Raw genomic sequence first — 12,295 nt, 5'->3', positions numbered from 1 at the left:
ACATCGCGGAGCGCGCGAAGTTGAAGGCTGACAGCGACGCTGCAAAACCCTGCCGGGATGCCGCAAACGCCAAACAGTCGCGTCCCACGACCCGCAGTTTTTTCATCGAGTACGGGCGTCTCGCGTAGGACGCTTGCATTCTCCACGGCTGATGGATGAAAAAAGATGCAAAACATGCTTCCGAAACTTCTGCTGCTGAGCTTTCTCTTGATGGGATCCTCTGGAAGTGCAACCGCGCAGCCCTCTCAGAAAACGGATGCCGATGCCAAGAAGGTTGCAGCGGCACTTCTAGCTACAGCGAGCCCGCAGAAGGAGACCAGGCAAGCGTTCGCTCAGCGTGTTGGCCCTACCTTCAAGCGCCTGGTAGCAACCGAGACCATGACGCGAGTTGTATTGGGACCAGCGTGGGGATCAATGTCAGCGTCAAGGCAGGCAGAAGCCGTCGATCTTTATAGCCGGTTCCTGATGAGGACCCTCCAAGGCGCCTTCGAAAACCCGTTGCCCTCGCAGTTTGAGTTGGAGGATGGGGAGAGGTTCCGAAGTAAGCCCGGCTCGGCTACTGTGTATCAGATCACCTGCCTCACGCTGAAAACAGCAGACTGCATTTACTATTCGGCGAAATCGAAGGCCAACGAGTTCACCATGGCGTTTCAACTTCTTTATATTGATGGTAGGTGGCAGGTGGTCGACATGCATGTGAGCGGGATGTCCGTTCAGCAGGTCTATCATTCGAATTTCAGTTCCATTATCAAGTCTGATTCGATCGAAAAGTTGCTGGAAGAGCTTCGCGCGCGAGTCGATAGCTGATCTGGCTGGTATTTCGCCGCTGACCATGGGCGCTCATGGTGAGGGGAGGGAATTTCCTTTGCGGAATTGCAGTCTGGCACCTTTTCCCCGCCGTTTGCGCACCCAGATCACCAATCCAGTCACGCTCAGCGTCGCAACAAAAATCCCCATGAACGAAATCAACACGCGCCCCGGCATGCCCAGCAGCCGGCCGGAGTGCAGCGGCAATTGCGCCTGCATGAACACATCGCCCCAGGTGCCTTGGCCCGGCACTCTTTCGCCGACGATCGTACCGGTGTCGCCGTCCAGGTAAAGCACGTTGTTCCCCATGCCGTTCTCATCCCGGTCGTCTTCCGGCGTGTAGAACGTCACGCCATAAATGCCGAAGCGCTGCGCATAGAAAAGAGACCCGGCGGGGGCAGTCCAGCCTCGACGGCTGCCTTCGGCCTCGGCTACGGCGATAGCCTGCTCTCGACGCAACAGCGGGTCGGTCAGTTCCCGCTCGCGACTGCCCTGGCGTGACTGAAATGGCGAGGGCGTGATCGGTGAGAAAACCGACACGAGCGGCTGCATCACTTGCGTTCCCAGGTTCAGCGACACCGAGGTCACGGCCAGCATCAGCAGCAGGCCCCATACCCATACGCCACCCGAGCGATGCACGTCGAAATTGAGTTTGACGCCGCCCTGGCGCAGCCGGAAGCTCAGCGACTTGCGCCAACTGCGCACATTGGGAAATGAGATACAGAGAGCCAGGAAACTGTCGATGATCCAGACCGCCGACACCACGCCCATCAGCCACACCCCGAATTCGATTCCCCAGCCTTTGGGGATGTGCAGGGTGTAGTGCAGCTTGTAGAGAAAGGGCAGCAAGTTCTCGCGCGACAGCGATATCTGGCCCCACTGCCGCTGCCCCTGGACCTGGCCGGTGGCAGGATCCACGGCCAGTTGATTGAAGCCGAGGACGTAGGGCGCTGCGGTAGCGGGATCGATGCGCGCGGCGACACCCAGCATCGCAGTGTGGCCAGGCTCCAGCGTCAGCGGGACAAAGCTGACTCGCAGGCGCGGGTCAGCCGCCTCGACCCGGCGCGCCAACTCCAAGGGAGCTAGTGCGTTAGCTGTCGCACCGGAGGCGGCCACGTACAGTTTGGGGTTAGCCCACTCGTCGAGTTCGTGATTCCATGCGATCAGCGCGCCGGTCAAGCCGGCGACGAACAGGAAACCCGCGATGAACAGGCCGCACCAGCGATGCAGCAACACCATCGCGCCACGCATGCCGCCGCGCATCAGAATTGGTAGCGTGCCGACAGCGTCACACTGCGCGGCTCGCCATAGACATTGCTCGGAAAGCCCACATTGCCGGACAGCGCGTTGTAGTACTTCTTGTCAAAGACATTATTGATGTTGAGCTGTACATCCAGTTTCGGCGTCGCCTGCCAGCCCACTACCAGGTCGGCCAGGGTGTAGGCGTCCTGGCTGATACGGAAGGGAACGCCGCTCGTGGTGCCCTGGTTGTAGATGGAGCCCTGGCGGTAGACCGAGCCGCCGATGCGCCAGCCTTGCAAAGCGCCAGACAGCCGGTACATGGTCGACAGCTTGAACAGGTGTCGCGGCGTGTCGGTGTCGAACAGCTCGCCCACATTGTCGGGGTTCGCATCCTTGCGATAACGCGCGATGGCCACCGTGTAGCCCAGGCTCACTTGCCAGTTGGGGGTGATGGCGCCCTGCAATTCGAATTCCACGCCCTGGCTGCGTACTTCGCCGGCGGCCGAATAGCAGGCGACAGTCGGGTAACCGGCGCATTGGGTCTGATCGGTGCTGCGGAAGGCGCGGTTTTTCTGGTCCATGCGGAACAATGCTGCCGAGGCATTCAGCGCGCCATTGAAGTATTCGCCTTTGATACCGATTTCATAGTTTTGCCCGATCACCGGATCCAGCAGATTGTTGCTGGCGTCCATGTAATTCTGAGGCTTGAAGATGTCCGTGTAGCTGGCGTAGACGGAGTGCTGGTCGTTCAAGTCGTAGACGATGCCGGCGTACTTTGTCAGTTGGTTATTGATGCGGTATCGGTTATGCGCGCTGACGGATGGCGTGTTGGCGGTAAAGCTGGGATACGTGTTGACGGTGTCGTTGTAGTCGAACCAGTCCAACCGTCCGCCCAGTATCAGTTTCAGCCGATCGGCCAGGTTCAGGCGGGTCGTGGCGTATAAGCTTTGCTGGGTGATGTCGGCGTCCATCCAGTCGCGCAGCGGGATATTGGGATTGGCGACGGCACTCGGATCGAAGTCGTAGAGATCGAGGTTGTCGTAGAGAACCACGCCTTGACGGCTGTTGCCGTCGAAATCGATGTTGCGGTAGCTGGCGCCCAGTACCAGTTCATGCGTGCGGCCAAGCAATTGAAAGGGACCGTTGGCATACAGGTCCACGCTGCTCTGCTTTTCCGTATGGGCGTTGCGTGCGCCTAGTTGGCGGTATTTTGCAGTGGTGAAGTTGTAATTGAGGTAATGGCCCAGCATGTCGACCTCGGCCTGCGCGTAGTAGGCCGAAAGATGCGTACGCCAGCCATTTTCGAATCGGTGGTCGAGTCCCACGAACGCCGAAGTGGTGTTCTTGTTCCAATGTTCCCAGTCATTGGCATATGAGGTGGATCGAGGCAGATCCAGATCGCTACCGTCGCGGGCCACGGGCAAGCCGGTAAAGCCATTGCCATGCAACCTGTTCTCTTGGTGCAACGCGCTGAGCGTGAGCGTAGTGGACGCAGTCAAGTCCTTTTCCAGGATCCCGTAAAACGTCTGGCCGCTGCTGTTTTCGCCACGCTTGTAGCTTCCGTAGTCCTGAGTGGCGATCACGGCGCGGCCGCGTAGACTGCCGTCCTCCGATAGCGGACCAGAGGCGTCCAGCTGGGCTCTATAGTGGTCCCAACTGCCGGCGCTCACGTCGGCGGATACCTGCGGCACATCGGTCGGCCGCTTGCGTACCAGATTGATTGCAGCCGACGGATTCCCTGCACCCTGCACCAGCCCGGTGGCGCCACGCACGATCTCCACGCGGTCATAAATAGCCATGTCGGTGGACAGCAGGTCCTGCGACAGGTTGGAGCTGTCCAGGCTCACGGGCAGACCGTCGAACATGATGTTGTCCACATACATGCCGCGCGCATAAAAGGAGGCGCGCTCCGGGCCGAAGCGCCGGTACGTCAGACCGGGGGCAGCCTGCACCACATCGTTGATCGTCTGCAGGTTCTGATCCTTGATGCGTTCGTTGGTAATGACGGTGACCGACTGCGGTGTCTCGCGCATGGACAGGTTGAGCCGGGTGGCCGTGGCCATGCTGCTGGTGGTGTACGAGTCCGTGCCCTCGGTAGTGCCGTCCGCTACCGATGTTCCGGTTACTGTAACCATGGGCAGCGTGGCGGCGTCGGACGCAGCGGACGAGAGCGTCTCGTCGACTTGCAGCACGTAGGCGCCATTGTCCAGTTGCACGGCCCGCAGGCCGCTGCCGGCAAGCAGAAGGCTCAGCGCGCCCGCGGCGGGATGGCGGCCATTCACGCCGGCCGTGCGCTTGCCCTGGGTTTGCTCGGCGGTAAAGGTCAACATGATGTTGGCCGTGCTGGCCAACTGACGCAAAGCGGGCGCCAGCGGCCCGGCGGCAATCCTGAATTCGACCGCGGCGGTCCCTGCTGCGGGAGGCGCGGCGCCTTGCGCCAGCACGGCGGCCGGAACGCCGGCCGCGAGGGCGGCGGTCAGCGTCAGGGCGGCAAGCGCAGTAGACGATGGGTAAGGGCGCTCCGAATCGTGGGCGCGGTGCAGGTTCGGCATGTTCTTCCTCTGGATTGGACCTCCGAAAATCCCGGTCCTTCCTAGGTAGGTGCCGCGAACATGCCAATCGGGCAGTCAATTCGAAAAATTTTTTTCGGGCCTCAATCGGCCGGTACGATCGTCGCCCAGTAACGGGTGCGCCATTGCACGCGTACCGGCAGCACGCTGGGCAGCGTAGCCAGGATCCTGTCCGTGTCCGCCAATGGAAAGACACCCGAAAGCCGCAGATTCGCGATTTGCGGATCGACGCGCAGTACGCCCCGCCGATAGCGATCCAGTTCGGCAGCGAAGTCGCCCAGCCGCTGCTCGTCCGCCACCAACTGACCCCGCGCCCATGCATCCGCCTGCTCATTGATCGCGCGCGGCGCCCCAACAGCATCGCGGCTGAACTGTGTCTGCTGGCCGGCGTGCAGCACACTCGCGCCGGAGCCGGCGCGGGGAGAGACTTCCACAGCGCTTTCCAGAACCGCCACACCGGTCTGTCCAGAGCGCTGCCGTACAGTGAATCGTGTACCCAGCGAACGGATGCTGCCCTCGGCGGTCACTACCGAAAGTGGCCGCGGATCGGCCAGCCCCGGCCCGTGGCGAGTCGCAACCATAATCTCGCCCGCCACCAGCAAGATTCGGCGCTGGTCCGCATCAAAGCGCACATTTGCCGCGCTATCCGTGTTCAGCGTCAGCCGGGTGCCGTCGTCCAGCGTGACTTCGCGTTGCTCACCCGTGTTGCTGCGGTAGTCGGCCGTGCGGGCCTGCCAGGTGTCAGTGCGCGAAGCGAGCAGCCCGGCGCTGGTGGCCATTCCCCCCCACAGGAGCATTCGGGTGACCCGCCGGCGGGCGGCGGAGGAGGGCTGATCGGTCGTGGCGTACGACGACAGGGCCGCGTAAGCCGGAGCACGCTCCAGTGATTTCATCCGGCCCGTGACAGATTCGACATGTTGCCAAGCGGCCTCATGATCGACATGTGCCTGGCGCCATTGGCGCCATTGGCGTTGCTGTTCATCGCCAGCCTCCCCGGACATCAGCAGCGTGAGCCAGTCCGCCGCAGCGTTCGCAGTGGCCCGGCTGATGACGCGGCCGCCAGGCAGGGTTAGCGTGTCTCTATGAGAGGCCATGAATTCAGGTCGCCAGCGCGAACATGCATTCGCGGTTGGCCCTGGTCAGATACTGCTTGACTGAACTGGTCGAAGTCCCCAACCGTTCGGCGATTTCGGCGTAGCTCAGTTCGACCAGGTGCGCCAACAGAAAGGCTTCTCGAACCTTGGGAGGCAGGCCATCGAGCACGCGGTCGATCTGCTGCAGGCTCTCGACGGCCATCAACTGTGCTTCCGGCGAGGGAGCGACTTCTTCCGGCAGGCAGGCGAGAGCCTCGAGATACGCGGTTTCAAGCAACTGCCGGCGGTGGCGGTGTGCGAGGAGCCGCCGGGCAACCGTCGCCAGAAACGGACGCGGCTCCCGGATCTCGATAGCCGCGGTCTTGCGGTCCAGCAGGCTTAGAAAAGTGTCCTGCGCCAGGTCGGCTGCCGCGAAAGTGTCGCCGACGCGCTTGCGCAGCCATCCCTGAAGCCACTTGCCGTGCTCGACATACAGTCCCGCCAAATCATCGGTTATAGGTAGATCCTGGGCTGGCATGAGGACGGAATGTGGAAGCAAACGAATCGAATGTGGAAGCAAACGAATCAAATGAGAATTGATCGCATTATACATAGACAGCTAATCAATTCGGCAACCCGGCCATCGGACGGGTGCGGGGGCTCGTTCCAAGCCGGCGGCTTCGCCACCCGGGGCTCGCGCGCGAACGCACGCAAATGGAGCGTCGCAAGGACCACGTTCTCTATTTTTTTGTCGCTATGGGGGGTCTGGCTGCACATTGCCGCTTTCGCGGCAAACTCGACAACGTAGAAGTCCGCGGCGGGCCGAGATCAACTTTCTCGAAAAGGTTGCCCACGCCAGCGGCGGATAGTCCTGAGCTAGGCTATTTCTGCCTTTGCACTGCGCTTTCTGCGCAATTCGACCACCTGCGCCGCGCCAACGGCCCGAGCGCGCAACTGCCCACAGCCCCCATCCACATCCTGCCCGGCGCTATTCCTGACCTTGGTCAGCACGCCACGGCTTTGCAGATTACGGACGATCTCGCGGATGCGCTCGGTATCGGGGCGCTGGTAATCATCCCCTTCGAGACTATTGAAGGGAATGACGTTGAGCACCCCATACTTGCCCTTCAGCAGACGCACGACCGCATCGAGCTCGTCGTCGCCGTCGTTGATGCCCTTGAGCAGCGTCCACTGATACTGGATCGGATAATCGGTGTCGCGAGCGTATTTCTCGCCCAGTTCTATCAGTTCCTCAGGCGCAATTTTCGGTGCGCGTGGCAGAAGGTGCACACGCAGATCGGCCTTGGTTGTGTGCAGCGACAACGCCAGCGCGGGCTTGACGCGTTGCTGCGGCAGGGCCTCGAATACGCGCAAGTCGCCCACGGTGGAGAACACCAGATTCTTGTGGCCGATATTGCCTTCGGTGCCGAGCAGGTCGATTGCTTCAAGCACGTTGTCGAGGTTGTGCGCCGGTTCACCCATGCCCATGAAGACGACTTTCTTCACCGCGCGCTGACGCCGCGCCAGCACGACCTGGGCGAGGATTTCCATGCTCGTGACCTGGCGGATCAGGCCGCTCTTGCCGGTCATACAGAAGCGGCAGCCGACCGCGCAGCCGACCTGGGTGGAGACGCAGAGCCCGTCGCGCGGCAACAGCACGCTTTCCACCATCTGCCCGTCGGCGAGTTCGACCAGCAAGCGCGAGCCGTCGTTGCCGGCGTGTTCGGAGCGGACGCGGGCAAGGGCGTCCAGTTCCGCCGTCAAGGCGGGGACGGCGTTGCGTAGCGCGAGAGGCAGGAAGTGTTCGGCGCTCCGACGTCGCGTGCCGGTGTCGAGCGCTTGCCCTTGCAGCCAGACGCGCAGGAGCCGGCCGCGATGGACGGGCAAGGCGCCAAGAGCGGCGAGGCGTTGGTCGAAGTCGGAATAGCGCATGGGGGGCGGATTTTACCTTGCGCCCGGAAAATGGAGAAAGGGCGCTTACCTTGAGCTTGGACAGTTATGGCTGTGTCTCACCCTAGGCGATAAAAGAGCTGAAGCAGTGCCGTGAGTATCCCTATGCTGGCATGGAGATATTTGACTGACAGCAATGGGTCGAGAAAGGTCATTCGGATCCGGCGGCTCTCGGCCAGAAGCCGACAGTCATCAGGGTCCCCGAGCAGCACAGTGCCGCAACGCGAGATGAGCGCGGGGCAAGCCTATACACATTTGTTACCTTTCAAGTCCATTGAGCAAACTTGCATCTTCATTGAACTCATACAGCCAGGGTTCTTTAGTCGCCGAGGCTGCCCTGCGTCATTCCGATGCTCGCCCCGGCGGGGCTGCGCTTCGGATGACTCCGGGGTCCTCGGCTGGCAGTCGCCTAATGCATTGGCTTTGGATACCGTTCATGGGCAGATGCCGTGAGCGGGTGTCCGGGCAGAGGGATCCGAAGCGCAGCCCCACCGGGGCGAGCATCGGAATCCCGCAGTCCGGGCGCCGGCGGCTCAAGAACCCTACCTTGAATAAAGGTGTCAGACTACAAATACGCTAGCCAGATGCTGCAAAATTGTAGTCTGACACCTTTTTTTCAGCGACAAGATTGCAAGACCAGAGATGTGCATTAGCTCGGTTAAGCTGATTTGGCGTGTCACGAGGGAGATGTGTTGTGCTGTACGCAAGACATCATCGACATACAACTTGAGAAGAAGGGATCATGACCCAGCCGCATTCAACACGCCCACCCGCTTACGCACTGAAGATGCTGTATGCACCTGCGATAAAGCTTCTCTTTACGTTGGGCCTTGCAACTCTATGGACTGGCTCCCAAGCTGCAAGTTTTGATTGCAACAAGGCCGTGAGCGCTACGGAAAGGTTGATCTGTAGCGATGCCGAGACATCCGCGCTGGATGGAAAATTGCATGGGGCCTATGAAACAGCACTAGCCGCAACCGATGCCTATGGCAAGAAAGAGTTGGCGAAAGAACAGCGCAACTGGATTAAATACGCTCGTGATATTTGTCAAGACAGCGCCTGCCTGCAGCAAACATACATGACCCGCATCGCCATGCTGGCTCGTAATGAGGAACATATTGCCAATGGCGAGGTGTACTCGGACTGCAAGCTGCCGGGCAACCAAGCCGTTAGTGGCGAGTGCGTTAATGTAGTGTCGATTCGTGATCCCAACTCCCGTGTTGAATCGTTCAACCAATCGTTGTCGTATCAGAAGCAAAACGGCCGAATCATCGGTTGTAGCCGGCTGATTGACCTACCGGTTGGCGTCGCCGGGAGTAATCACAGTTTTGGCGGCTCCTGCGTATTGCAGGAAGGTACGCAGCGCAAGAACGTGAGGATCTGCAACGACGATATGTTCGGGCATTTCCAAGTAGAGCCGTCCACGCCACAGGATGCCTCAGACAAGCGCCTGGTCGACTTTACTTACGCGCAATGCTATGGCGGTTGATGGTAAGCGCCCGGGCCTATCCGTGATTTAGTGTGTGAGGCATATCATGAGGACTAAAGATCATGGATATGCCGATGAAGAAGAGGCGCATAGCAGCGGATCCGGCGGCTCTCGGCCAGAAGCCTCCTACAGCCAGGGTTCTTTAGCCGCCGAGGCTGCCCTGCGTCATTCCGATGCTCGCCCCGGCGGGGCTGCGCTTCGGATGACTCTGGAGTCCTCGGCTGGCAGTCGCCTAATGCATTGGCTTTGGATACCGTTCATGGGCAGATGCCGTGAGCCGGTGTCCGGGCGGAGGGATCCGAAGCGCAGCCCCACCGGGGCGAGCATCGGAATCCCGCAGGCCGGGCGCCGGCGACTCAAGAACCCTGCCTCACAAAACTGAAGCGTTAGGGCTTCGAGAAAAGGTGTCAGCCTACAGTTCGCTACCTAAGAGCTGATCAAGAAAGACCACGGGAACGCAAGAGGTCGCGGGGGCGACCATCCGATAATCGGAGTGGAATCCGATCACCCCTGTCGCAAGTGTTCAGGCGCTCAGAAAGCGCAAGACTTCGGCCCAATCGTTAGTCGACAGGGCGACGTCCTCGTAGTCGCCAGCTTCCTCGTCGTAGCGCGAAACGCAGAAGCGCTGGCTTCTGCCGGATTCGCGGTCGGCGTAGTTGGCGTAGTCGACATACACTTTCAGGCTGCGCTCTTCGTTCTCGAATGAGGGAGCGGCATCGATGTAGCTCGACGTATCGAAATACCCTTCGGGCAGGGGCGGCAGGGTGGCTATGTCGAAGTCGGGAAATTCGCGGCGTAGTCGTTCAAGGTTCATAAGGAAAGCAAGTGGAGGCTGGAGACCTGACATTTTACGTTGCTCAGTGTCAGTCGCCACGATGGCTCCCGAAATCGAGTTTGGAAATGACGTTTACGACCCTCTGGACAGAAGCCGTTCCACGAAAGTCTCGAACATGACAGGCAGAACTCTCAATCAATCAGAGCTCGACTTCTTCCATAGCGAAGGGTACTTGCGATTGAGCGGCGCACATTCCAAGCGCTGTCTTACGCCGCTTCGGGAGCGCATTCTGCGAGAGCTATCGCGGCTCAAGGTCTGGGCCGGCGGAAAAAGTCTGGGCAGTTCGCTGAACAATTTGGCGCCGTTTCAGCAGATCGCAAAGCTATCCTCGATGGTGAAGATTGCGGATCTGGATGAAACGCTGAACACGGCGGAAATTCGCAACGCAATCGCTGGCCTGACCGGCAGAGCCCCGCAACCCGGCCAAGGCACGCAGCCCTTGCTGTCTTTGCCTCATCAGGGGCCATGGTCTCTGCGCAGCCTGAACTGGCACGTTGACCTGGCTGCGAAATCCGGCGCCGAGGTCCCCGGCATCCAGGTGTTCTATCTGATCGACGACGTTATTGAGCACGGGGGCGCGACTTTGGCGCTGGCCCGTTCTCATCGCGTGGCGGGTGTAGCGGCTGGGAGGCTTCGTGGATCGTTGAAAACGCCGGGTGATCTCGAAGCTGTTCTCAGCGCATCCGACACCAAGATCATCGAGATGTCGGGACGGGCTGGCGATGTGTTTTTGATGGACATGCGCGTGCTGCACACCCCATCCGTCAATTCGTCCAGCCGTATCAGGATGATGGCCACGACTCGTTTCAGTCTGCGCGCAAGCGGATAGGAGCGGGGTCTGCCGGGGGTTGCGGACTCCACCGCTAGTCTTTCGCGCCAGCCAGACCTGCGATCAACCGCAGCGAATCGCAGTCATGACGTCCTTGTCATCCACGATCAAATTCAAGCGCGTGGCGTTGTACTCCATCGTGACCAGTTGGCCCGGGCGCAGCATGCGTGCGGTGGCGCTTCCGCTGCGGGTACGCAGGTCTTCCATGACGGAAGCAGTCGCTTTCTGGCCGATCTGGGATTGCAGGGCTGCGGCGTCGCAGGTCTTGCCGCCGCCCATGGACGACCCGCCGTATGAAGACCCGCCATAGCTGGTCCCCGCATCAGCGGAAGACGAGGTGCCGGAGGAGCTGGAGGCCGCCGGCGAGCTGGATGAGCGCGGGGCGCCGGTGTTGGCGCACGCGGTCAGGCTGGCGACCAGCAGGAAAGGGATCAGCTTTCGGATCATGTAACGCTCCTTACAACAACACGTCTGAAAAAAGCCATGATAGACCAGCGCGGGCGCGCTGTGACCTGGGCCGGGCAGGGCCGCTAGCGGCATTCGTGAGCGCGGCTTCGATGATCCAAATTTTGCATTGACACTAAAGTTTCATAAGAATATATTTCTGAAACCATAGTTTCATAGGCGGGATCATCATGACTTCGGTGTTGCAGGAGCGCATCCTCGCGCTGCAGGACAGCTTCACGGACAGCGAGCAGCGGTTGGCCAGCGTGACCCTGGAGTGCCTGGGCAATATCGCGGCCTATTCGGGCGCCGAGCTGGCGCAGAAGGCGGGCGTGTCCAAGGCGACCGCGGGGCGGTTTTTCCGGCGTCTGGGGTACGAGAACTTCAACGAAGTGCGGGCGCAGGCGCGCGATGAGGCCGACCGTGGGTCGCCGCTGTACGAGATGGCGGGCGTGCGTCCGCCGGACGCGACGGGGGATGCGCTGGCGGAGCATCTGGCCACCGATTTGCAGAACCTGGCGCAGACCTTCGAGCGCCTGGACAGCCGCGACGTGGAGCGGGCCATCGAACTGTTTGCCGGCGCTCGCCGTATCTGCATTGCGGGCTTTCGCAATGGACGGGTGCTGGCGCAGTACGCCTGGGCCTTGCTGACGCAACTGCGCGACGGCGTTGCGCTGGTGCCGGGCGCGGGTTTGAACCTGGCCGAGGATCTGGCTGACCTGGGGCCTGACGACGTGTTGCTGGTGATGGATTTCCGGCGTCGCGTCACGCTGCTCAAGCCGATTGTCGAACATGCGAACCGGGTGGGCGCGAAGGTCGTGGTGCTGACCGATCCCACCGCCACCGAATTGCCCGCGCGCTCGGACCTGGTGTTGCGATGCGTGAACAGCGGCGCGGCCGTGTTCGATTCCTACGTCGCGGCCACCAGCGTCATCAATCATTTGTGCTCGGCCCTGGCCCGCAAGCTTGGGGCGGCCGCGCGCGAACGTCTGCAGAACATAGAACGCCTGCACGAACACTACGGCGACTTGCATCGCTGATTTCCAAGAGGAGACT

At 60.8% G+C, this 12,295-nt stretch carries 11 protein-coding genes; 4 read left to right on the top strand and 7 right to left on the bottom strand.

All coding sequences use genetic code 11. The annotated features are described in order from the left end of the window. The first annotated feature begins 165 nt into the window (after window positions 1–165). Window positions 166–807: a phospholipid-binding protein MlaC gene (locus IB268_RS13855; protein ID WP_054453786.1), complete on the top strand. Its 642-nt coding sequence runs from the start codon at window positions 166–168 to the stop codon at window positions 805–807. A gap of 33 nt (window positions 808–840) precedes the next feature. Here IB268_RS13855 and IB268_RS13850 read toward each other — a convergent pair whose 3' ends face one another. From IB268_RS13850 to IB268_RS13830, 5 genes are all read right to left on the bottom strand, one after another. Further along, window positions 841–2,070, bottom strand: coding sequence for a PepSY domain-containing protein (locus IB268_RS13850; RefSeq protein WP_225591369.1), 1,230 nt, complete (start codon window positions 2,068–2,070; stop codon window positions 841–843). After that, window positions 2,070–4,601 (bottom strand): TonB-dependent siderophore receptor, encoded by a 2,532-nt coding sequence (locus tag IB268_RS13845; protein ID WP_192354384.1) that lies wholly within the window; start codon window positions 4,599–4,601, stop codon window positions 2,070–2,072. Before IB268_RS13845 ends, IB268_RS13850 begins: the two co-directional genes overlap by 1 nt. A gap of 101 nt (window positions 4,602–4,702) precedes the next feature. Further along, window positions 4,703–5,713 carry a FecR domain-containing protein gene (locus tag IB268_RS13840; protein ID WP_192354383.1) on the bottom strand — a complete coding sequence of 337 codons (1,011 nt, stop codon included), beginning with the start codon at window positions 5,711–5,713 and terminating at the stop codon, window positions 4,703–4,705. Between the two features lie 4 nt (window positions 5,714–5,717). After that, window positions 5,718–6,230 carry a sigma-70 family RNA polymerase sigma factor gene (locus IB268_RS13835; protein ID WP_054453792.1) on the bottom strand — a complete coding sequence of 171 codons (513 nt, stop codon included), beginning with the start codon at window positions 6,228–6,230 and terminating at the stop codon, window positions 5,718–5,720. A 338-nt stretch (window positions 6,231–6,568) separates the two neighbouring features. Further along, window positions 6,569–7,624: an RNA methyltransferase gene (locus tag IB268_RS13830; protein WP_175213487.1), complete on the bottom strand. Its 1,056-nt coding sequence runs from the start codon at window positions 7,622–7,624 to the stop codon at window positions 6,569–6,571. Window positions 7,625–8,384: 760 nt separating this feature from the next. Here IB268_RS13830 and IB268_RS13825 point away from each other — a divergent pair. After that, window positions 8,385–9,131, top strand: a complete 747-nt coding sequence (locus IB268_RS13825; protein WP_225591368.1) for a lysozyme inhibitor LprI family protein — start codon at window positions 8,385–8,387, stop codon at window positions 9,129–9,131. A gap of 523 nt (window positions 9,132–9,654) precedes the next feature. Here IB268_RS13825 and IB268_RS13820 read toward each other — a convergent pair. After that, window positions 9,655–9,945: a hypothetical protein gene (locus IB268_RS13820; protein ID WP_054453796.1), complete on the bottom strand. Its 291-nt coding sequence runs from the start codon at window positions 9,943–9,945 to the stop codon at window positions 9,655–9,657. Between the two features lie 136 nt (window positions 9,946–10,081). Here IB268_RS13820 and IB268_RS13815 point away from each other — a divergent pair, with 136 nt between their 5' ends. Further along, the gene (locus IB268_RS13815; protein ID WP_119451952.1) at window positions 10,082–10,795 is read left to right on the top strand and encodes a phytanoyl-CoA dioxygenase family protein; all 714 of its coding nucleotides are present in this window, start codon (window positions 10,082–10,084) and stop codon (window positions 10,793–10,795) included. Window positions 10,796–10,858: 63 nt separating this feature from the next. Here IB268_RS13815 and IB268_RS13810 read toward each other — a convergent pair whose 3' ends face one another. Beyond that, window positions 10,859–11,242 carry an I78 family peptidase inhibitor gene (locus tag IB268_RS13810; RefSeq protein WP_054453798.1) on the bottom strand — a complete coding sequence of 128 codons (384 nt, stop codon included), beginning with the start codon at window positions 11,240–11,242 and terminating at the stop codon, window positions 10,859–10,861. Between the two features lie 188 nt (window positions 11,243–11,430). Here IB268_RS13810 and IB268_RS13805 point away from each other — a divergent pair, with 188 nt between their 5' ends. Then, complete coding sequence (locus tag IB268_RS13805) at window positions 11,431–12,279, top strand: MurR/RpiR family transcriptional regulator (protein WP_082400960.1); 849 nt, start codon at window positions 11,431–11,433, stop codon at window positions 12,277–12,279. Window positions 12,280–12,295 lie beyond the last annotated feature (16 nt).

This window comes from Achromobacter sp. ACM01 (genome assembly GCF_014851745.1).
Lineage (GTDB): Bacteria > Pseudomonadota > Gammaproteobacteria > Burkholderiales > Burkholderiaceae_B > Achromobacter > Achromobacter aegrifaciens.
Note: the sequence above shows the minus strand (reverse complement) of the source record. Positions and strands in the feature narration are given on the sequence as shown.

What these genes read in the sequence shown, in the direction of transcription:
- IB268_RS13855 (WP_054453786.1), top strand. Translation starts at nt 166, where the DNA reads ATGCAAAACATGCTTCCGAAACTTCTGCTGCTGAGCTTTCTCTTGATG.
- IB268_RS13850 (WP_225591369.1), bottom strand. Translation starts at nt 2,070, where the DNA reads ATGCGCGGCGGCATGCGTGGCGCGATGGTGTTGCTGCATCGCTGGTGC.
- IB268_RS13845 (WP_192354384.1), bottom strand. Translation starts at nt 4,601, where the DNA reads ATGCCGAACCTGCACCGCGCCCACGATTCGGAGCGCCCTTACCCATCG.
- IB268_RS13840 (WP_192354383.1), bottom strand. Translation starts at nt 5,713, where the DNA reads ATGGCCTCTCATAGAGACACGCTAACCCTGCCTGGCGGCCGCGTCATC.
- IB268_RS13835 (WP_054453792.1), bottom strand. Translation starts at nt 6,230, where the DNA reads ATGCCAGCCCAGGATCTACCTATAACCGATGATTTGGCGGGACTGTAT.
- IB268_RS13830 (WP_175213487.1), bottom strand. Translation starts at nt 7,624, where the DNA reads ATGCGCTATTCCGACTTCGACCAACGCCTCGCCGCTCTTGGCGCCTTG.
- IB268_RS13825 (WP_225591368.1), top strand. Translation starts at nt 8,385, where the DNA reads ATGACCCAGCCGCATTCAACACGCCCACCCGCTTACGCACTGAAGATG.
- IB268_RS13820 (WP_054453796.1), bottom strand. Translation starts at nt 9,945, where the DNA reads ATGAACCTTGAACGACTACGCCGCGAATTTCCCGACTTCGACATAGCC.
- IB268_RS13815 (WP_119451952.1), top strand. Translation starts at nt 10,082, where the DNA reads ATGACAGGCAGAACTCTCAATCAATCAGAGCTCGACTTCTTCCATAGC.
- IB268_RS13810 (WP_054453798.1), bottom strand. Translation starts at nt 11,242, where the DNA reads ATGATCCGAAAGCTGATCCCTTTCCTGCTGGTCGCCAGCCTGACCGCG.
- IB268_RS13805 (WP_082400960.1), top strand. Translation starts at nt 11,431, where the DNA reads ATGACTTCGGTGTTGCAGGAGCGCATCCTCGCGCTGCAGGACAGCTTC.